This window comes from Streptomyces sp. NPDC044719, assembly GCF_056433405.1.
This window is the reverse complement of record NZ_JBWKHE010000012.1, coordinates 186,651-207,112: the sequence shown is the minus strand read 5'-3', so window position 1 is coordinate 207,112 and position 20,462 is coordinate 186,651. Positions and strand designations below refer to the sequence as shown.

The window sequence follows — 20,462 nt, the reverse complement described above, 5'->3', positions numbered from 1 at the left end:
CATGTCCGGCGACAGTGCCGCTTCGGCGCCCGGACGGTCCGGGGCCCGCCCGGGGCGGCCTGTCGGGCGGAAGAGGGCGGGTTCCCGCTGGGGACGGTTCCTGGAGAGCGGACTGCTGCTCCAGGGCGGGGTTCAGGGCAGTCCGGTCATCCGCCTGTTCATGCGGTGGGTGCGCCGGCCACTGCTGCCGGTCATGCGGCTGTGGCGGCGCAACATCCAGCTCAAGGTCGTCGTCACGACACTGCTGATGTCGCTCGGCGTGGTGCTGCTGCTGGGCTTCGTCGTCATCGGGCAGGTGCGCAACGGCCTGCTGGACGCGAAGGTGAAGGCTTCCCAGAGCCAGGCCACCGGCGGGTTCGCCGTGGCCAAGCAGCGGGCCGACGAGGCGGCGAGCGGGACCGGCGACGATGTCGCCACGGCGGACGGCCGTCCCGCGCAGAACGTCATCCAGTGGATGAGTGATCTCGTGTCCTCGCTGTCCAGTGGTGGGCAGGGCGCTTTTGACGTGGTCACGCTTCCGGCTTCCGACGCCGACGGTGCCGGCGGGCGCGGTCCGCGTGCCTCCGGTGAGGTGGACTGGAGCAAGAGTGTGCCCGCGGCGCTGCGGGAGCGGATCGGCAGCAGTACGGCGGCCGCGCAGAGCTACAGCCGGGTCATCTACAACAACGACACCAAGGACTCCCAGCCCGCCCTGGTCATCGGCAAGCAGGTCAACGACCCGAACGGCGATCCCTACCAGCTCTACTACCTCTTCCCGCTCACCCAGGAGGAGAAGTCGCTGAGCCTGGTCAAGGGGACTCTGGCGACCGCCGGGTTGTTCGTCGTGGTGCTGCTCGGGGCCATCGCCTGGCTCGTGGTGCGCCAGGTCGTCACGCCGGTGCGGATGGCGGCGGGGATCGCCGAGCGGCTGTCGGCCGGGCGGCTCCAGGAGCGTATGAAGGTCACCGGCGAGGACGACATCGCGCGGCTCGGTGAGGCCTTCAACAAGATGGCGCAGAACCTCCAGCTCAAGATCAGCCAGCTGGAGGACCTGTCGCGGATGCAGCGCCGGTTCGTGTCGGACGTGTCGCACGAGCTGCGGACGCCGCTGACGACCGTACGGATGGCGGCGGACGTCATCCATGAGGCGCGGGAGGACTTCGACCCGATCACCGCGCGGTCGGCGGAGCTGCTCGCCGACCAGCTGGACCGGTTCGAGTCGCTGCTCGCGGACCTGCTGGAGATCAGCCGTTTCGACGCCGGTGCCGCCGCGCTGGAGGCGGAGCCGATAGATCTCAGGGAGGTCGTGCGGCGGGTGGTCAGCGGGGCCGAGCCGCTCGCGGAGCGCAAGGGCACGCAGATCCGGGTGTCCGGGGACCAGCAGCCCGTCGTCGCCGAGGCCGACGCCCGGCGCGTGGAGCGCGTGCTGCGCAACCTCGTCGTGAACGCCGTGGAGCACGGTGAGGGCAGGGACGTCGTCGTCAAGCTCGCCGCGGCAGGCGGCGCGGTCGCCGTCGCGGTGCGGGACTACGGGGTCGGGCTGAAGCCGGGTGAGGCGACCAGGGTGTTCAGCCGCTTCTGGCGGGCCGACCCGGCACGCGCGCGTACCACGGGTGGTACGGGCCTGGGGCTGTCCATCGCCCTGGAGGACGCGCGGCTGCACGGCGGCTGGCTGCAGGCATGGGGTGAGCCGGGCGGCGGCTCGCAGTTCCGGCTGACGCTGCCCAGGACCGCCGACGAGCCGCTGCGGGGTTCCCCGATACCGCTGGAGCCCAAGGACTCACGGCGCAACCGGGGGCTCGACGACGCGGGTCTGCCGTGCGGTGGCGGGGACGGCGAGAAGCGGGCGACCGTACCGGCGCAGCCGGCGAGCGGTCCGGTGCCGCCTGGACCGGCGCGGAACCCGATACCGCCGCGGGCGGCCACGGTGGCTCCTACGGCCGATCCGACGGCGCTGCCCGGTAACGGCGCGCGCGTGGTGCCGCGGCCCGCCTCGGGCACGCGGCCGCCGGACGATTCGAAGGCATCGGAGCAGTCGGCTCGCGGTGGGGGTGCGGAGGGCCCGGCGGGCCCGGTCGGCACCGGCGGTGTGGGTGGTACGGCGGGGGCGGCTCACGGCCAGGATGTGGGCGATCCGGCCGGAGCGGCTGGTGACATGGCCGGCAGTGGTCCTGCGGGGGCGGCCCGGGAATCGGTCGTGAGCGGGCCGCGGGACAAGGACAACGGCTCTGCGGGCTCGGGCAGGGAAGCCGAGCCGGGAGACGTGGACAGGCAAGGGGAGGCATCTCGTGGGCGCTGACCGCGAGGGGCGCGGTCGGCGTACGTCCGCGCGCGTGATGGCGTACGCCGCCGGTGGCGTGCTGGTGCTGGCGGGGTGTGCCTCGATGCCGGACAGCGGGGATCTGCGGGGCGTGGAGTCCACACCTCGCCAGGACACCCAGGTGCGGGTGTTCGCCGTGCCGCCGGGGGAGGACGCACCGCCCTCGGAGATCGTTCAGGGTTTCCTGGAGGCGCTCACCAGCGACGATCCGCACTACAAGACCGCGCGCCAGTACCTGACCGGCGACGCCGCGAAGACCTGGCGGCCGGAGCTGTCCACCACGGTGCTCACGGACGGGCCGGGGGCCAAGGCCGAGGGCGCGGGCGGCCGGGAGGACACCGGCGAGATCTCGTACACGCTGACCGGCACCAAGGTGGCCACGGTCGACGCGCAGCAGTCGTACGCGCCGGCGACCGGGGCCTACGCCAGGACCGTGCACCTGACGCAGGACGAGAAGAGCGGGCAGTGGCGGATCGACGTGCTGCCCCAGGGCGTCCTCATGGGCCAGTCGGACTTCCAGCGCAACTACATGTCCGTCAACAAGTACTACTTCGCCTCGAACACCATGGCGGCCGGGGCGAACACGCAGCCCACGGCGGTCGCCGACCCCGTCTACGTCCGCCGGCGCGTGCAGCCCATGACGCAGATGGTGCGCTCCCTGCTCAACGGGCCCACGCGGTGGCTGGGTCCCGTGGTCAGGTCGAGCGTGCCCACGGGTACGGCGCTGGCCAAGGACGCCGGCGCGCTGACGCCCGACGAGCGGAACAAGCTCACGGTCCCGCTCAACGGTAGGGCCGCGGGCATCGGCACCAACCGGTGCCAGGAGATGGCCGCCCAGATGCTGTTCACGCTGCGGAACCTCAGCCCGGCGGTGGACGAGGTGGAGCTGCGGGCCGGCGGGGCGGAGCTGTGCTCGCTCACGCAGGAAGCGGCCGACGCGGCGGCCTTCCGGACCACGGCGCGCCACCCCGACTACCTGTACTTCGTCGACGCCAAGGACCGGCTCGTACGGATCCCAGCGGGCAGCAGCGACACCAAGCCGGACACGGCGCCGGGGGCGCTGGGCGAGGGTGACACGGCGCTCCGGTCGGTGGCGGTGTCGCGGGACGAGCACACCGCGGCCGGTGTCGGCCTCGACGGCAGGTCCCTGTACGTGGGGTCGCTGGTCTCGGGCGGTTCGCTGGGCGAGCCGCTGCTGCGCAGCCACGGCCGGACCGAGGAGGACCGGCTGACGACGCCCAGCTGGGACGCGGACGACGGCCTGTGGGTGGCCGACCGTGACCCGGACGATCCCCGGCTGCTTCTGTTCGAGGAGGGCAAGGGCGATCCGCTGGAGGTCCGCACACCCCACCTGGACGGGCGGATCCAGTCCGTGCGGGTGGCCGCCGACGGGGTGCGGATCGCGCTCGTCGTGGAGAAGGGCGGCAAGAAGACCCTGCTCATCGGGCTGATCGAGCGGGAGGAGAAGCCGGGCGAGAAGCCAGCCGTCAGAGTGGTCGAACTTCGCTCCGCGACGCCGGAGCTGGAGGAGGTCACGGCCATGTCGTGGGCCGGGGACAGCCGGCTCGTGGTGGTCGGGCGCGAGCACGGGGGCGTGGAGCAGATGCGGTACGTCCAGGTCGACGGCTCCACACCGGACGTGCCGGCGCCCGCGGCGCTGACCGGCGTCAAGGAGGTCACCGCCGCCGAGGACGACCGGCTGCCGCTGGTGGCGTACTCGGTGGACGGGATCGTCCGGCTGCCGTCGGGCGCGCAGTGGCAGAAGGTGACGGAGGGGACGGCGCCGGTCTATCCGGGGTGAGGCGGCGTCCCGGTGGGGGCGTGAGGTGTCCTGGTAGGGATGTGGGGCGTCCCGGTGGGGGTGCGAGGCGTCCTGGTAGGGATGTGGGGCGTCCCGGTGGGGGTGCGAGGCGTCCCGGTAGGGGCGTGAGGTGTCCTGGCGGGGGCCGGTGAGAGCGGGCCGTCGGCCCGGCCCCGTGCGTTGTCCACAGGGAGTTATCCACAGGGGTGGCGGGGGGTCCTCGCCGTTGGCACAGTGGTGGCCATGCGGGGGTGGTGGCAGGACCTCACCGACCTGGTGCTTCCGGGCGAGTGCGGCGGCTGCGGGGCGCCTCGCACGGTGCTGTGCGCGAAGTGCCGTGCGGTGCTGAGCGGAGCCGTGGCGCATCGGGTGCGGCCGGTGCCTGAGCCACCGGGGCTGCCGGTGGTGCACGCGGCGGCACGGTACGCGGACGAGGTCCGGGCGACGCTGCTGGCCCACAAGGAACGGGGTGCTCTGGTGCTCGCCGGTCCCCTCGGGGCTGCTCTGGCGGGAGCAGTGCGGGCGGGGCTTCCACGAGCGCGGATCGGGCCCAGGGCCGGAGGAGCGGGGGCGCGGGGCAGCGGGGCGCCTGTGCTGCTCGTGCCCGTTCCGTCCGGGCGGCGGGCCGTGCGGGCCCGGGGGCATGATCCGGCGCGGCGGATCGCGCTCGCGGCGGCGGGTGAGCTGCGGCGGAGCGGCGTGCCGGCCAGGGCGCTGGGCGTGCTGCGGCAGCGGCGGGCCGTGGCCGACCAGTCGGGACTCAACTCCCGGCAGCGGCTGGACAATCTCGCGGGCGCACTGGCGGTGGTGCCCGGTGGTGCCCGGCTGCTCTCGGAGGGCCCGGTCGTCCTCGTCGACGACGTGATGACCACGGGGGCGTCCCTGGCGGAAGCGGCGCGTGCCGTGCGGTCGGTGGCGGGGCTGGTTTCGAACGCCGCGGGGACCGGGGCCGTGTACAGGGGAGAGACGTGGGAAAGCAGAGAAGAACAGAACGTCGGAACAAGGGGAGAGAGGACGGGCCGATGGCCCGCCCGGCAGGGAATCACGGGCGCGGGCGACGCCGGCGGAGTCGTTGACGTGGTGTGCGCGGCTGTGGTGGCGGCATCGCCGGACTCTTTCGAAATAAACCGGAACTGACTGAGAACTTGCGTCGTTGCAGGTAACGAGAGGGCCTATTCACCTGAACGGAGGTACGCCGCAGTAGAGGGTGACGACATCCGTCCGGGCGAGATATGTTCGGTTGAGAGGGAAAGCCGCAGGCCACACCTCTCAAAACCGAATGCCGTGCTGCGGGTTTTTCTTCATCACTCGCGACGGTGGAGTGGAGATCTCGCTCACGGGGGAGGAGGTGGAAGTCACCGAGTGTCCGAGGTTCCGGACCTCACCGGAACCTGGTGCAAAAGGGAGATGCTCCGCGCCGAAGCGGAGTGATCCGGGAACGGAGTTCTGCGTGGACATCGTCGTCAAGGGCCGCAAGACCGAGGTGCCCGAGCGGTTCCGGAAGCACGTGGCCGAGAAGCTGAAGCTGGAGAAGATCCAGAAGCTCGATGGCAAGGTGATCAGCCTCGACGTCGAGGTGTCCAAGGAGCCCAACCCCCGGCAGGCCGACCGCTGTGACCGAGTGGAGATCACGCTCCGCTCCCGCGGTCCGGTGATCCGGGCGGAGGCAGCGGCGAGCGATCCGTACGCGGCGCTCGACCTGGCGGCGGAAAAGCTGGAAGCCCGGCTGCGCAGGCAACACGACAAGCGGTTCTCGCGTCGTGGCTCGCGCCGGATCCCGGCCGCCGAGGTCGCCGATCACGTCCCGGGTGTGGCGACGCTCAACGGCAACGGTCTGGTGCCGACCGCGCAGGAAGAGCCGGAGGCCGTGCCCACGAAGAAGATCGGCTCGCTGGAAGTACAGGGTGACGGCCCCATCGTCGTCCGCGAGAAGACCCACGTCGCAGCGCCCATGACCCTCGACCAGGCTCTCTACGAGATGGAGCTGGTCGGGCACGACTTCTACTTGTTCGTCGACTCCGAGACCAAGGAACCGAGTGTCGTCTACCGACGGCACGCCTACGACTACGGCGTGATCCACCTCAGCACGGACACGATGGTCACGCAGGTGCACGCCCCCGATGCGGGCGGTGCGCTCGGCGGCTGACCGTGCCGGGTGACAGCGGAGCAGGTGCCCCTGGAGCGCGTGTGCGCCCCCAGGGGCACCCCTGTGCGACCACTGCGCGCCCCGCTCGGTCGCCCCGGTGCCGTCCGGGCATGAAATCATGGTGGCAACGACCCAACCGGTGGGTCGTTGCTCTGGGTTGGCGATGGCTCAGGACCTCAGGCCACAGCCTTCAGGGGGAGGAACGATGGCGGACAGCTTCGGACCGATGCGTGACGAGGATGCCGACGACGGCGTCGTCGGCATGGGCCCGGACACGGACACGGACTCTCCACGCAAGGAGCCGATCAGAGTCCTTGTGGTGGACGACCACGCCCTGTTCCGCCGTGGCCTGGAGATCGTGCTCGCGGCCGAGGAGGACATCCAGGTCATCGGGGAGGCCGGCGACGGCGCCGAGGCCGTCGAGAAGGCCGCCGACCTGCTGCCCGACATCGTTCTGATGGACGTGCGGATGCCCAAGCGGGGCGGGATCGAGGCGTGCACCTCCATCAAGGAAGTCGCACCCAGCGCCAAGATCATCATGCTGACGATCAGCGACGAGGAAGCCGATCTCTACGACGCCATCAAGGCGGGAGCGACCGGCTATCTCCTCAAGGAGATCTCGACGGACGAGGTGGCCACCGCCATTCGCGCGGTGGCCGACGGGCAGTCGCAGATCAGCCCGTCCATGGCGTCGAAGCTGCTCACCGAGTTCAAGTCGATGATCCAGCGCACGGACGAGCGCCGGCTGGTGCCCGCGCCGCGACTGACGGACCGCGAACTCGAAGTCCTCAAACTCGTCGCGACGGGGATGAACAACCGTGACATCGCCAAGGAGTTGTTCATCTCCGAGAACACCGTGAAGAACCATGTGCGCAACATCCTGGAGAAGCTGCAGCTGCACTCCAGGATGGAGGCGGTGGTGTACGCGATGCGGGAGAAGATTCTCGAGATCCGGTGAAACGGCGAAACGGCGAAACGGTGATCCGCTAGAGCTCAGCCGAGGACGCGCGCGATCTCCTTCGTGAGGGGCTCGCGTAGGGCCGGTGTGTCGACCCGCTCCACGCGCACGTCCGTGCAGTCCACCCAGGTCGCCGCCTCGGCCAGGGCCTGGGCGACGGCCGGGACCGCCTTCGGGCCGTCGAGCGTGACCTGCCTGGCCACCAGCGTGCCGCCCTCGCGGGCCGGGTCCACGCGGCCGACGAGCCGGCCGCCGGCCAGGACCGGCATCGCGAAGTAGCCGTGCACCCGCTTCTGCTTGGGGACGTAGGCCTCCAGGCGGTGGGTGAAGCCGAAGATCCGCTCCGTGCGCGCCCGCTCCCAGATCAGGGAGTCGAAGGGCGACAGGAGGGTGGTGCGGTGACGGCCGCGCGGAGGTGTCTCCAGGGCCGCGGGGTCGGCCCAGGCCGGCTTGGACCAGCCCTCGACCGAGACCGGGACCAGGCCCGAGTCGGCGATCACCGCGTCGACCTGTTCGCCCTTGAGACGGTGGTAGTCGGCGATGTCCGCGCGGGTGCCCACGCCGAGGGACTCACCCGCCAGGCGGACCAGGCGGCGCACGCACTCGGTGTCGTCGAGTTCGTCGTGCAGCAGGGGGCCCGGGACGGCGCGCTCGGCGAGGTCGTAGAGGCGCTTCCAGCCGCGGCGCTCCACGCAGACCACCTCGCCGTACATCAGGGCGCGTTCGACGGCGACCTTCGTGCCGGACCAGTCCCACCAGTCGTTCGTCTTCTTCGCGCCGCCCAACTCCGTCGCGGTGAGGGGGCCTTCGGAGCGGAGCTGCTTGATGACCTGGTCGTAGACACCGGCCGGGAGTTCGTGGTTCCAGTGCGGGCGGTTGCGGTAGGCGCGGCGGCGGAAGGCGAAGTGGGGCCACTCCTCGATGGGGAGGATGCAGGCCGCGTGGGACCAGTACTCGAAGGCGTGCGTGTCTTTCCAATACGCGTTCTCGACTGTCTTTCGGCCCACCGCGCCCAGGCGGGCGTACGGGACGAGCTCGTGGGAGCGGGCCAGGACCGAGATGGTGTCGAGCTGTATCGCGCCCAGGTGGCGGAGGATGCCGCGGACGCCGGAGCGGCGGTCTGGGGCGCCGAGGAAGCCTTGGGCGCGGAGCGCCAGTCGCCGGGCTTCGTCTGCGGAGAGCTGTGCGGAGGGGCGCGGGGTGGTCATGGGTCCGCACGATAGGGGGTGGGACTGACAGTGGTGGGTGAGCTGGGGGTTTGGTGCTGGGTGCTGGGCGTTGGTGCTGAGGGTGGGGCGTTGCGCAGCCCGGCGGAGCGGGGTGCCTCCCCCACTCTCGGCTTCGCTCGAGCGGGGGGACCCCCACCGCCCACCCGTGCCGCCCTTAGCGGCACGCATGCCCGCAGCGGGGGCGCACGTATGCCGCAGCTAGGCCGGCGCCGGTAGGTACGGGGCCGTTGACGGGAGGCTCAGGTCTGAGGGGAGGAGGGAGCCTACCCAGGAGTCTCGGCGGACTCCCTTGTTGTTGACCGCGGCGCGCAGGGTGCCTTCGATGGTGAAGCCGGAGCGTTCCGCTACGGCGCGGGAGGCGTGGTTGCCCACCTCGGCGCGCCATTCGATGCGGTCGAGCGCGGCGTGGACGAACGCCCAGCGGCAGGCGGTGCGGACGGCCTCCGTGATGTAGCCGTTGGCGCGGTGCTGCTTGGTGGCCCAGAAGCCGATCTCGCCCACGCCCAGGGCGCGCATGGTGATGCCGAGCATGCCCGCCAGTTCTCCGGAGTGGAGGAAGACGCCGAGAGTGAACATGGACCCGTCCCTCCAGCCGTCCGGGACCATCTGTTCCGTGAAGCTCTGGGCGTGCTCGCGCAGGTAGGGCGAGGGGATCGTGGTCCAGCGCTGGATGTCGGGGTCCTGGCAGGCGTCGTACACCGCGTCGGTGTCCTGAGGGCCGACCGTGCGCAGCAGGAGGCGGTCCGTGGTGAGGGTGACGGGGTCCATCGGCCGATCCTCTCGGAGGTCGTCGAAGGTGTCATCTGTTTGCGGTGAGTGAGCGCGTTATCACGCTTCGCCTAATTCCGTCGGAGGATGCGGCACTATCCGTAGTCCCCGGACGTTGTCCCCTTTGAAGCAGACGTGAATCAGAATTGAAGCAGCGGACGGTCGCCGTCATGGCAGGCCCTCCCGGCGCGGTGGGGTCCTCGCATACGATGGCCGTTGCTCAGTAAGTCAAGTGGTAACCGACCGTCCCAGGCCCGACCGGCAAGGAGACCAACCCCCGTGTCCGTCCTCTCGAAGATCATGCGTGCAGGCGAAGGTAAGATCCTGCGCAAGCTGCACCGCATCGCGGACCAGGTCAACTCCATCGAAGAGGACTTCGTCGACCTCTCCGACGCCGAGCTGCGCGCCCTCACCGATGAGTACAAGCAGCGCTACGCCGACGGCGAGACCCTGGACGACCTGCTGCCCGAGGCGTTCGCCACCGTCCGCGAGGCCGCCAAGCGCGTCCTCGGCCAGCGTCACTACGACGTGCAGATGATGGGCGGCGCCGCCCTGCACATGGGCTACGTGGCGGAGATGAAGACCGGTGAGGGCAAGACCCTCGTCGGCACCTTGCCGGCGTATCTGAACGCACTGTCCGGCAAGGGCGTCCACATCATCACGGTCAACGACTATCTGGCCGAGCGCGACTCCGAGATGATGGGCCGCGTCCACCGGTTCCTGGGCCTCGAGGTCGGCTGCATCCTCGCCAACATGACGCCGGCTCAGCGCCGCGAGCAGTACGCCTCCGACATCACGTACGGCACGAACAACGAGTTCGGATTCGACTACCTGCGCGACAACATGGCGTGGTCCCAGGACGAGCTCGTCCAGCGCGGCCACAACTTCGCCATCGTCGACGAGGTCGACTCCATCCTCATCGACGAGGCCCGTACGCCGCTGATCATCTCCGGCCCGGCCGACCAGGCCACCAAGTGGTACGGGGACTTCGCCAAGCTGGTGAAGCGACTCAAGCGCGGCGAGGCCGGCCAGCCGCTCAAGGGCATCGAGGAGACCGGCGACTACGACGTCGACGAGAAGAAGCGCACGGTCGCCATTCACGAGTCCGGCGTCAGCAAGGTCGAGGACTGGCTGGGCATCGACAACCTCTACGAGTCGGTGAACACCCCTCTGGTGGGCTACCTGAACAACGCCATCAAGGCGAAGGAGCTCTTCAAGAAGGACAAGGACTACGTCATCATCGACGACGAGGTCATGATCGTCGACGAGCACACCGGACGTATCCTCGCCGGCCGCCGTTACAACGAGGGCATGCACCAGGCGATCGAGGCCAAGGAAGCGGTCCCGATCAAGGACGAGAACCAGACGCTCGCCACGATCACCCTGCAGAACTTCTTCCGCCTCTACAAGCGCCACGACCACAACGGCAAGGAGCAGCCCGGTCTGTGCGGCATGACCGGTACGGCCATGACCGAGGCCGCCGAGTTCCACCAGATCTACAAGCTCGGTGTGGTGCCGATCCCGACCAACCGGCCGATGGTCCGAAAGGACCAGTCGGACCTGATCTACCGGACCGAGGTCGCCAAGTTCGAGGCGGTCGTCGACGACATCGAGGAGAAGCACCGCAAGGGTCAGCCGATCCTCGTCGGTACCACCTCCGTCGAGAAGTCCGAGTACCTCTCGCAGCAGCTCAGCAAGCGCGGCATCCAGCACGAGGTGCTGAACGCCAAGCAGCACGACCGTGAGGCGACGATCGTCGCCCAGGCCGGCCGCAAGGGCGCCGTCACGGTCGCCACGAACATGGCCGGCCGTGGTACGGACATCAAGCTCGGCGGCAACCCCGAGGACCTCGCCGAGGCGGAGCTGCGCCAGCGCGGCCTCGACCCCGAGGAGCACATCGAGGAGTGGGCGCACGCCCTGCCCGAGGCGCTCCAGCGGGCCGAGAAGGCCGTCCAGGCCGAGAAGGACGAGGTCGAGAGGCTCGGCGGGCTCTACGTGCTGGGCACCGAGCGGCACGAGTCGCGGCGGATCGACAACCAGCTGCGCGGCCGTTCCGGCCGTCAGGGCGACCCGGGCGAGTCCCGCTTCTACCTCTCGCTCGGCGACGACCTGATGCGGCTGTTCAAGGCCCAGATGGTCGAGCGCGTGATGTCGATGGCGAACGTCCCGGACGACGTGCCGATCGAGAACAAGATGGTCACCCGCGCGATCGCCTCCGCCCAGTCGCAGGTCGAGCAGCAGAACTTCGAGACCCGTAAGAACGTCCTGAAGTACGACGAGGTCCTCAACCGCCAGCGCGAGGTCATCTACGGCGAGCGCCGCCGCGTCCTGGAGGGCGAGGACCTGCACGAGCAGGTGCAGCACTTCATGGACGACACCATCGACGCCTATGTGCAGGCCGAGACCGCCGAGGGCTTCCCCGAGGACTGGGACCTCGACCGGCTGTGGGGCGCGTTCAAGCAGCTCTACCCGGCCAAGGTCACGGTCGAGGAACTGGAGGAGGCCGCCGGCGACCGGGCGGGCCTGACCGCCGAGTTCATCGGCGACTCCATCAAGGACGACATCCACGAGCAGTACGAGGCGCGTGAGGCGCAGCTCGGCTCCGAGATCATGCGTGAGCTGGAGCGCCGGGTCGTGCTGTCGGTCCTGGACCGCAAGTGGCGCGAGCACCTCTACGAGATGGACTACCTCCAGGAGGGCATCGGCCTGCGCGCGATGGCGCAGAAGGACCCGCTGGTCGAGTACCAGCGCGAGGGCTTCGACATGTTCACCGCGATGATGGAGGGCATCAAGGAGGAGTCCGTCGGCTACCTGTTCAACCTGGAGGTCCAGGTCGAGCAGCAGGTCGAGGAGGTCCCGGTCGAGGACACCAAGCCGGTGGCCGACCTGGAGAAGCAGGACGCGGTGCCGGCACAGGCGGGCTCCCGGCCGGAGATCCGTGCCAAGGGGCTCGACGTCCCGCAGCGGCGCAACCTCCACTTCTCCGCGCCGACGGTCGACGGTGAGGGCGGCACCATCGAGGGTGACTTCACCGAAGACGGCGAGCCGGTGCGTTCGGAGTCCGACGGCCTCACGCGCGCGGAGCGCCGGAAGCAGGCGAAGAGCCGGGGGCGCCGTAAGAAGTGACGGCGGTCGCGGCACCGTAGCGGCTTGAAGGGCCGGGCACCGAGGGTGTCCGGCCCTTCGGCTTGCCTGGGGCGGTCGTGGCTCGGCTCGGCCCCTCAGCCTCGGCCCCTCAGCAGGCCTCTGGGCGGGGTGGGCGGGGGCCGCCCAGTTCCACGGCCGTGCAGCGCCAGCGGAGGTCCTGGCCGAGTTCCAGGCGGAAGGCCATGGCGCGGAGCCGGTCGCCGGCGCCGATGCGGGCGAACGCCTCGATGGCGCCGGGACGGGGCTCGTACCAGCCGATGTCCCGGACTACCGGGCGGGCGCCGCGGGTGCGCAGGGGGCCGCGTTCGGCGAGCCAGGCCAGTTCGTCATAGGCGCGGCCCCGGGTGTGGCGGAGCATCGAGTGGACGGGGCGGCGGCCGCTGAGGACGGCGAGCAGGAGGTCGGCGAAGCGGTCGGTGGGGAGGAGCGGCTGGGGGACCGGCTGGGCTACCGGCCGGCGGGGGCTTTGGGTGGGGACGCGGGGCGTGGGGTGGGTGGGGGTGCCGGGCGTCGGCCGCGCTGCCGTGGGGGTGCCGGGCGTCGGCCGGTTTGCCGTGGGGGTGCCGGGCGTTGGCCGGGCTGCTGTGCGGGATCCGGAGGGGGTCGGTGGGCGGGTGTCCGCGGGGCGGGTGTGGGCGGTCTTGGCGGGGCCGGCTGCCGGCGGGCGGTCTCCGGCCGCCGAGGCGCGGGCGGGGCCTCCGGCGGGGATGCGCGGAGGGGCTGCGCCGCCGGGGGCGCGGGAGGCCGTGCTCCCGGGAGTGCGTGAGGTGGTGCTGCCGGGGCGGCGGGGGTCGCGGCGGGCCGGGGGGCGGCTCGCCGGGCGGTGCTGTGCCCTGGTCATGACCTTGTTCATGGGGGTCCCCGTTTCGTGGGCCGATGGATACCGGTGAGTAACTTCGGGTTGGTGATCTTGTACGGGGTGGGCGGGGGCAGAAGCAAGGAAGAGCGCCTCGGGCCGCGGGTGCCGGAATGTTCACCTATCCGGGTGATCCGGGGAGTGAGGAGCCCATCGGGGCCGGGGTGTGCCGGGTGAATTTCGGGCCCGGGGTGGACGCGTCGGGCGTCACGGGCCGGAACTCGAAAGGGGACCCCCGCACGTATCCTGGAGGCCCTCCGGGGCCTTCCGGGGCCCTCCTGAGCCTCCTGGGCCCTCCGACCTGAACCGACCACGAAAGAAGTGGCCAGCCATGCGTGTCTACGTGCCCCTGACCCTCCCCGGTCTCGCCGAGGCGTACAAAACGGGTGAGCTGGGAGCCGGGCCGTTCGTGGCGTACGCCGTGACGCCCGCGCTGCGTGAGTGGTACGTCTCCGACGACATCGAGGAACTGGAGTACGCGGCGCTGAACCGGGCCGCGCTGGCTTCCTTGCGGCTGCTGGCGATCGAGCCGGGGGTGCCGCGGCGCCGGGTCGTGGTGGCCGTGGACGTGCCCGACCGGGCCGCGATTGCCGATCCTGACCGGGGGCTCGATCAGGCGGCGCTGGGGGAGGTACGGGTTTCGGCTCCCGTAGCGCTGGCCAGGGCGGCGGCGGTGCATGTCGACGCGGATGACGCGGAGGCGGATGTGACGGCGGCTGCCGCGGCGCTGGGGGCGGCGGATGCCGGGGACGACGACGCGCAGTTCGTCGTGGACGGGGCCGAGGATCACGAGCTGCTGTGGTTCGCCACGCAGGAGATTCCGAACCTGGTGGGGCAGGGAGACTGAGCGGCTCCGGGTTCGGGCGCCGGGGGCGCGTTGGGGCGCTGTTCTCTTGATTGTCAGTGGGGGCGGGTACGTTTTCGGGCATGGGGATGAAGACGGGCGCGCACATTGTCTGGGACTGGAACGGGACGCTGTTCCATGACATCGACGCGATCATCGGGGCGACGAACGCGGCCTTCGCCGAGCTGGGGCTGGAGGCGCTGACGCTGGAGAAGTACCGGGAGCTGTACTGCGTGCCGGTGCCGAAGTTCTACGAGCGGCTGATGGGGCGGCTGCCGACCGAGGCCGAGTGGGAGGTCATGGACGAGATCTTCCACCGGTACTACGCCGAGCACCGGGGGGCGTGCGGGCTCACGGTGGGGGCCGTGGAGCTGCTGTCAGGGTGGCGGTCGGCGGGGCGCAGCCAGTCGATTCTGAGCATGTATGTGCACGAGGAGCTTGTGCCGTTGGTGCGGGGGTTCGGGATCGAGCCGCACTTCATACGGGTGGACGGGCGGACCGGGCCGTCGGGGGGCAGCAAGGCCGAGCACATGGTGCGGCATCTCGCGTCGCTGACGGGGGTGGAGGCGGGGCGGACCGTGGTGATCGGGGATGCGGCGGATGATGCGGTGGCCGCGCTGCATGTGGGGGCTCGGGCTGTGCTGTACACCGGGGGGTCGCACAGCCGGGTGAGTCTTGAGGCGGTGGGTGTGCCGGTCGTGGACACGCTGGAGGAAGCGGTCGCTGAGGCCGAGCGGCTGGCGGCGTAGCCCGAGGTGCTCGGTGTGGGTGGCTGGGGTGGGGGGTTCGCAGCCCGGCGTAGCGGGGTGCCTCCCCCACTCTCGGCTTCGCTCGAGCGGGGGGACCCCCACCGCCCACCCGTGCCGCCCCTAGCGGCACGCATGCCCGCAGCGGGGGCGGCGCGCATGCCCGCAGCTGAGGCGCAGCCAAGAGGGGCGCACTGTGCAGAACGTCAAACTTCCGGGCCTGGTTTTGTACACATACGGCTCATGACGGGGCCCCTGTAAGGAGCGATAGCCTTGGTGGCGTGATCAGCGCGATAGTTCGCGGGGACGTCGTCGTCCCTGCCCTGCGCCCGGAGAGCACGGACCACATCCGTGACCGGGCGGCGGTCGCTGGTCTTCGCGGGCGGTACGGGGCATCGATGACTCCCGGGACGCCGAGCACCACCGGGACCGAGGCGTCGCAGAGAGCAGCGTCACACCCGTGGGGCAGCTCAAGAATGGCTCAGACACCCCCGCTCCTCTCGCCTGGCGGCATAGCGTCGGAACAGACCGGATACCCCGTGTCACGGCGTGACGTCGTCAGCGCAGAGACCGTACTTCCTTCTACGTCACGCAACGGCGCGCGACAGGAGCCAGAGGACAATGCAGACCAAGCTGGACGAAGCCAAGGCCGAGTTGCTCGAGAGGGCCGCCCGGGTAGCTGAGAACAGCCCGGTCGGGGGGCACCTACCGACCGGGTCGACGGGCGAGGAGACCCCAGCCGCCCAGGAAGCCCCGGACCGCGAATCCCTGATCTCGTTCCTCCAGCGTTACTACCTGCACACGGCCCCGTGGGACCTCGCCGACCGCGACCCGGTCGATGTCTTCGGAGCCGCCGTATCCCACTACCGGCTGGCCGAGAACCGCCCCCAGGGCACGGCCAACGTGCGGGTCCACACTCCCACCGTGGAAGAGAACGGGTGGACGTGCAGCCACTCGGTCGTCGAGGTCGTCACCGACGACATGCCCTTCCTCGTCGACTCCGTCACCAATGAGCTGACCCGGCAGGGGCGCGGGATCCACGTCGTCATCCACCCCCAGTTCGTGGTGCGGCGCGATGTGACCGGCAAGCTCATCGAGGTGCTGCCCACGCCCGCGACCGGCGCCGGCGACCTCCCGCACGACGCGCACGTCGAGTCCTGGATCCACGTGGAGATCGACCGCGAGACGGACCGGTCCGATCTGAAGCAGATCACCGCCGACCTGCTGCGCGTGCTGTCCGACGCCCGTGAGGCCGTCGAGGACTGGGGCAAGATGCGGGACGCGGCGACCCGGCTGGCGGAGGGGCTGCCGGACGAGTCCATCCCCGGTGATCTGCCCGGACCTCAGGTCGAGGAGGCCCGCGAGCTGCTGCGCTGGCTGGCCGACGATCACTTCACCTTCCTCGGCTACCGCGAGTACCAGCTGCGCGACGACGACTCCCTGGCCGCCGTCCCCGGCACCGGGCTCGGCATACTGCGCTCGGACCCGCACCACGCCGCCGAGGAGAGCCACCCGGTCAGCCCGTCGTTCGAGCGGCTGCCCGCCGACGCCCGGGCCAAGGCACGCGAGCACAAGCTGCTCGTCCTGACCAAGGCGAACAGCCGGGCGACCGTGCACCGGCCGTCGTACCTGGACTACATCGGGGTGAAGAAGTTCGACGCCGACGGCAATGTCGTCGGCGAGCGGCGCTTCCTCGGGCTGTTCTCGTCCGCCGCCTACACCGAGTCCGTGCGCCGGGTCCCCGTCATCCGGCGCAAGGTCGAGGAGGTCCTGGAGCGGGCCGGGTTCTCGCCCAACAGCCACGACGGGCGCGACCTGCTGCAGATCCTGGAGACGTACCCGCGCGACGAGCTCTTCCAGACCCCGGTCGACGAACTGCGGTCCATCGTCACCTCCGTCCTCTACCTCCAGGAGCGCAGGCGGCTGAGGCTCTACCTGCGCCAGGACGAGTACGGGCGCTACTACTCGGCCCTCGTTTACCTCCCGCGCGACCGCTACACCACGGCCGTGCGCCTTCGGATCATCGAGATCCTCAAGGAGGAACTGGGCGGCATCAGCGTCGACTTCACCGCCTGGAACACCGAGTCGATCCTCTCCCGGCTGCACTTCGTGGTCCGGGTTCCGCAGGGCACCGAGCTGCCGGAGCTGTCCGACTCCGACAAGGACCGCATCGAGGCCCGGCTGGTGGAGGCGGCCCGCTCCTGGGAGGACGCCTTCGCCGAGGCGCTCAACGCCGAGCTCGGCGAGGAGCGCGCGGCCGAACTGATGCGCCGGTACGCGCACGCCTTCCCCGAGGGCTACAAGGCCGACCACAACCCGCGCGCCGCGGTCGCCGACCTCGTCCACCTCGAACAGCTGAACGCGGAGGAGGGCAAGGACTTCGCGCTCAGCCTGTACGAGCCGGTGGGCGCCGCGCCCGAGGAGCGCCGCTTCAAGATCTACCGCACGGGCGACGCCATCTCCCTCTCAGCGGTGCTGCCGGTCCTCAACCGGCTCGGCGTCGAGGTCGTGGACGAGCGGCCGTACGACCTGCGCTGCCCGGACCGCAGCGTGGCCTGGATCTACGACTTCGGCCTGCGCATGCCCCGCTCGCAGAACGGCAGCGGGGACTACCTCGGTGACGACGCCCGCGAGCGCTTCCAGGACGCCTTCTCCGCCACCTGGACCGGCAAGGCGGAGAACGACGGCTTCAACTCCCTCGTGCTGAGCGCCGGGCTCACCTGGCGCCAGGCGATGGTGCTGCGGGCGTACGCGAAGTACCTGCGCCAGGCGGCTTCGACGTTCAGCCAGGACTACATGGAGGACACCCTCCGCAACAACGTCCACACCACCCGGCTGCTGGTCTCCCTGTTCGAGGCGCGGATGTCGCCGGACCGGCAGCGCGCGGGGCACGAGATCGTGGACGCGCTGCTGGAGGAGGTCGACGCGGCCCTCGACCAGGTGGCCTCGCTCGACGAGGACCGGATCCTCCGGTCGTTCCTCACGGTCATCAAGGCGACGCTGCGGACGAACTTCTTCCAGGAGGCGGCGGGCGGCAAGCCGCACGACTACGTCTCCATGAAGTTCGACCCGCAGGCCATCCCCGACCTCCCGGCGCCGCGTCCGGCGTTCGAGATCTGGGTGTACTCGCCGCGGGTCGAGGGCGTGCACCTCAGGTTCGGCAAGGTCGCGCGCGGTGGCCTGCGCTGGTCCGACCGGCGTGAGGACTTCCGCACCGAGATCCTCGGCCTGGTCAAGGCGCAGATGGTGAAGAACACCGTCATCGTGCCGGTCGGCGCCAAGGGCGGCTTCGTCGCCAAGCAGCTGCCCGACCCGAGCGTCGACCGGGACGCGTGGCTGGCCGAGGGCGTCGCGAGCTACAAGACGTTCATCTCCGCGTTGCTCGACATCACCGACAACATGGTGGCCGGCGAGGTCGTGCCCCCGGCGGACGTCGTCCGGCACGACGAGGACGACACCTACCTCGTCGTCGCCGCCGACAAGGGCACCGCCACCTTCTCCGACATCGCCAACGGGGTCGCCGAGCAGTACAACTTCTGGCTTGGTGACGCCTTCGCATCCGGCGGTTCGGCCGGCTACGACCACAAGGGCATGGGCATCACCGCCCGTGGCGCCTGGGAGTCCGTCAAGCGGCACTTCCGGGAGCTGGGCGTGGACACCCAGACCGAGGACTTCACGGTCGTCGGCATCGGCGACATGTCCGGTGACGTGTTCGGCAACGGCATGCTGCTGTCCGAGCACATCCGGCTGGTGGCCGCCTTCGACCACCGGCACATCTTCATCGACCCGAACCCGGACGCCGCCACCTCCTACGCCGAGCGCCGCCGTCTGTTCGAGCTGCCCCGCTCCAGCTGGGAGGACTACAACAAGGACCTGCTGTCGGCCGGCGGCGGCATCTTCCCGCGTACGGCCAAGGCGATCCCGGTCAACGCGCACATCCGCGAGGCCCTCGGCATCGAGGCCAAGGTCACCAAGCTGACCCCGGCCGACCTGATGAAGGCGATCTTCCAGGCGCGGGTGGACCTGCTGTGGAACGGCGGCATCGGCACGTACGTCAAGTCCTCGGCCGAGTCGAACGCTGATGTCGGTGACAAGGCCAACGACGCCATCCGCGTCGACGGCAAGGACCTGCGCGTCAAGGTCGTCGGCGAGGGCGGCAACCTGGGCCTGACCCAACTCGGCCGGATCGAGTTCGCGCTGCACGGCGGCCGGATCAACACCGACGCCATCGACAACAGCGCGGGCGTGGACACCTCCGACCACGAGGTGAACATCAAGATCCTGCTCAACGGCCTCGTCTCGGACGGCGACATGACCGTCAAGCAGCGCAACAAGCTGCTCGCCGAGATGACCGACGAGGTCGGCCGCCTGGTGCTGCGCAACAACTACGCGCAGAACACGGCGATCGCCAACGCCCTCGCCCAGTCCGGCTCCATGCTCCACGCCCAGCAGCGCTTCATGAAGCACCTGGTCAGGGAGGGCCACCTCAACCGGGCGCTGGAGTTCCTGCCCACCGACCGGCAGATCCGCGAGCGGCTCGCCCAGGGCCAGGGCCTGACCGGCCCGGAGACGGCCGTACTCCTGGCGTACACGAAGATCACGGTCGCCGAGGAGCTGCTGCACACCTCGCTGCCGGACGACCCGTACCTGAGCACCCTGCTGCACGCGTACTTCCCGACCGAGCTGCGCGAGCAGTTCCCCGAGCACCTCGTCAGCCACCCGCTGCGCCGTGAGATCACCACGACCGTCCTGGTCAACGACACGGTCAACACCGGCGGTACGACGTATCTGCACCGGCTGCGCGAGGAGACCGGGGCGTCGCTCGAGGAGATCGTGCGGGCGCAGACCGCGGCCCGGGCGATTTTCCGCCAGTCCCCGGTGTGGGACGGGGTCGAGGCGCTCGACAACAAGGTCGAGGCCGACGTCCAGACCCGCATCCGCCTGCACTCGCGCCGCCTGGTCGAGCGCGGCACGCGCTGGCTGCTCAACAACCGGCCGCAGCCGCTGGACCTCGCCGAGACGGTCGACTTCTTCGCCGACCGGGTCGAGCAGGTCTGGGGTGAGCTGCCGAATCTGCTGCGCGGCGCCGATCTGGAGTGGTACCAGAAGATCTTCGACGAGCTGACGGGCGTCGGTGTCCCGGACGAACTCGCCACCCGGGTGGCCGGTTTCTCCTCCGCCTTCCCGACGGTCGACATCGTCTCGGTCGCGGACCGCATGGGCCGGGAGCCGCTGGACGTCGCCGAGGTCTACTACGACCTCGCCGACCGGCTGCGCATCACCCAGCTGATGGACCGCATCTCCGAGCTGCCCCGTGCCGACCGCTGGCAGTCCATGGCCCGTGCGGCGATCCGCGAGGACCTGTACGCGGCCCACGCGGCGCTGACCGCCGACGTCCTGGCCGTGGGCAACGGCACCTCGACGCCCGAGCAGCGCTACAAGGCGTGGGAGCAGAAGAACGCGGCGATCCTCGGCCGCGCCCGCACCACACTGGAGGAGATCCAGGGCTCCGACGCGTTCGACCTCGCCAACCTGTCGGTGGCGATGCGCACGATGAGGACGCTGCTGCGGACGCATTCGTAGGGCGTACGGCCTCTTGGGCGCCCCGGGCCGCTGCCGGCCCGGGGCGCTTTCTTCTTGGCGAGCCTTAGGGCGATTCGACTGGAGG

Annotated in this window: 12 protein-coding genes; 9 read left to right on the top strand and 3 right to left on the bottom strand. The window is 70.4% G+C overall.

What is annotated here, in order from left to right; all coding sequences use genetic code 11:
• Position 1 precedes the first annotated feature (1 nt).
• The 5 genes from mtrB (at position 2) to AC07DF_RS38035 (ending at position 7,204) form a co-directional block, all read left to right on the top strand.
• Positions 2 to 2,278 (top strand): MtrAB system histidine kinase MtrB, encoded by a 2,277-nt coding sequence (gene mtrB, locus AC07DF_RS38055; protein WP_478981548.1) that lies wholly within the window; start codon positions 2 to 4, stop codon positions 2,276 to 2,278.
• Positions 2,268 to 4,100 carry an LpqB family beta-propeller domain-containing protein gene (locus tag AC07DF_RS38050; RefSeq protein ID WP_478981546.1) on the top strand — a complete coding sequence of 611 codons (1,833 nt, stop codon included), beginning with the start codon at positions 2,268 to 2,270 and terminating at the stop codon, positions 4,098 to 4,100. The genes mtrB and AC07DF_RS38050 overlap by 11 nt, the downstream gene beginning before the upstream one ends.
• A 243-nt stretch (positions 4,101 to 4,343) precedes the next feature.
• Positions 4,344 to 5,237: a ComF family protein gene (locus AC07DF_RS38045; protein WP_478981544.1), complete on the top strand. Its 894-nt coding sequence runs from the start codon at positions 4,344 to 4,346 to the stop codon at positions 5,235 to 5,237.
• Between the two features lie 313 nt (positions 5,238 to 5,550).
• Positions 5,551 to 6,246, top strand: coding sequence for a ribosome hibernation-promoting factor, HPF/YfiA family (hpf, locus tag AC07DF_RS38040; protein WP_399025608.1), 696 nt, complete (start codon positions 5,551 to 5,553; stop codon positions 6,244 to 6,246).
• Positions 6,247 to 6,451: 205 nt separating this feature from the next.
• Positions 6,452 to 7,204 carry a response regulator gene (locus AC07DF_RS38035; RefSeq protein ID WP_478981541.1) on the top strand — a complete coding sequence of 251 codons (753 nt, stop codon included), beginning with the start codon at positions 6,452 to 6,454 and terminating at the stop codon, positions 7,202 to 7,204.
• 35 nt (positions 7,205 to 7,239) lie between these two features.
• On the opposite strand, the gene AC07DF_RS38030 is transcribed toward AC07DF_RS38035, so the two are convergent.
• Together AC07DF_RS38030 and AC07DF_RS38025 are read right to left on the bottom strand one after the other, a co-directional pair.
• Positions 7,240 to 8,412 carry a winged helix-turn-helix domain-containing protein gene (locus AC07DF_RS38030; protein ID WP_478981539.1) on the bottom strand — a complete coding sequence of 391 codons (1,173 nt, stop codon included), beginning with the start codon at positions 8,410 to 8,412 and terminating at the stop codon, positions 7,240 to 7,242.
• 219 nt (positions 8,413 to 8,631) lie between these two features.
• Entirely contained in the window at positions 8,632 to 9,201 is a 570-nt protein-coding gene (locus tag AC07DF_RS38025; protein ID WP_478981537.1) for a GNAT family N-acetyltransferase, read from the bottom strand.
• A gap of 279 nt (positions 9,202 to 9,480) precedes the next feature.
• Here AC07DF_RS38025 and secA point away from each other — a divergent pair, with 279 nt between their 5' ends.
• Positions 9,481 to 12,327 carry a preprotein translocase subunit SecA gene (gene secA / locus AC07DF_RS38020; RefSeq protein ID WP_478981535.1) on the top strand — a complete coding sequence of 949 codons (2,847 nt, stop codon included), beginning with the start codon at positions 9,481 to 9,483 and terminating at the stop codon, positions 12,325 to 12,327.
• Positions 12,328 to 12,436: 109 nt separating this feature from the next.
• Here secA and AC07DF_RS38015 read toward each other — a convergent pair whose 3' ends face one another.
• Positions 12,437 to 13,201: an Rv3235 family protein gene (locus tag AC07DF_RS38015; protein ID WP_478981533.1), complete on the bottom strand. Its 765-nt coding sequence runs from the start codon at positions 13,199 to 13,201 to the stop codon at positions 12,437 to 12,439.
• A 334-nt stretch (positions 13,202 to 13,535) separates the two neighbouring features.
• Between AC07DF_RS38015 and AC07DF_RS38010 the strand changes: the two genes are divergently transcribed.
• The 3 genes from AC07DF_RS38010 to AC07DF_RS38000 all read left to right on the top strand — a co-directional run bounded on the left by AC07DF_RS38010 (position 13,536) and on the right by AC07DF_RS38000 (position 20,377).
• Complete coding sequence (locus AC07DF_RS38010; RefSeq protein WP_478981531.1) at positions 13,536 to 14,051, top strand: DUF6912 family protein; 516 nt, start codon at positions 13,536 to 13,538, stop codon at positions 14,049 to 14,051.
• An 80-nt stretch (positions 14,052 to 14,131) separates the two neighbouring features.
• Positions 14,132 to 14,797, top strand: a complete 666-nt coding sequence (locus AC07DF_RS38005) for an HAD family hydrolase (RefSeq protein ID WP_478981529.1) — start codon at positions 14,132 to 14,134, stop codon at positions 14,795 to 14,797.
• 618 nt (positions 14,798 to 15,415) lie between these two features.
• Positions 15,416 to 20,377, top strand: a complete 4,962-nt coding sequence (locus AC07DF_RS38000) for an NAD-glutamate dehydrogenase (RefSeq protein WP_478981527.1) — start codon at positions 15,416 to 15,418, stop codon at positions 20,375 to 20,377.
• Positions 20,378 to 20,462 lie beyond the last annotated feature (85 nt).

Bases quoted from the DNA above. Each gene is read 5' to 3' on its own strand.
- mtrB (WP_478981548.1), top strand. From the start codon at position 2: ATGTCCGGCGACAGTGCCGCTTCGGCGCCCGGACGGTCCGGGGCCCGC.
- AC07DF_RS38045 (WP_478981544.1), top strand. From the start codon at position 4,344: ATGCGGGGGTGGTGGCAGGACCTCACCGACCTGGTGCTTCCGGGCGAG.
- AC07DF_RS38035 (WP_478981541.1), top strand. From the start codon at position 6,452: ATGGCGGACAGCTTCGGACCGATGCGTGACGAGGATGCCGACGACGGC.
- AC07DF_RS38030 (WP_478981539.1), bottom strand. From the start codon at position 8,412: ATGACCACCCCGCGCCCCTCCGCACAGCTCTCCGCAGACGAAGCCCGG.
- AC07DF_RS38025 (WP_478981537.1), bottom strand. From the start codon at position 9,201: ATGGACCCCGTCACCCTCACCACGGACCGCCTCCTGCTGCGCACGGTC.
- AC07DF_RS38015 (WP_478981533.1), bottom strand. From the start codon at position 13,201: ATGAACAAGGTCATGACCAGGGCACAGCACCGCCCGGCGAGCCGCCCC.
- AC07DF_RS38010 (WP_478981531.1), top strand. From the start codon at position 13,536: ATGCGTGTCTACGTGCCCCTGACCCTCCCCGGTCTCGCCGAGGCGTAC.
- AC07DF_RS38005 (WP_478981529.1), top strand. From the start codon at position 14,132: ATGGGGATGAAGACGGGCGCGCACATTGTCTGGGACTGGAACGGGACG.
- AC07DF_RS38000 (WP_478981527.1), top strand. From the start codon at position 15,416: ATGCAGACCAAGCTGGACGAAGCCAAGGCCGAGTTGCTCGAGAGGGCC.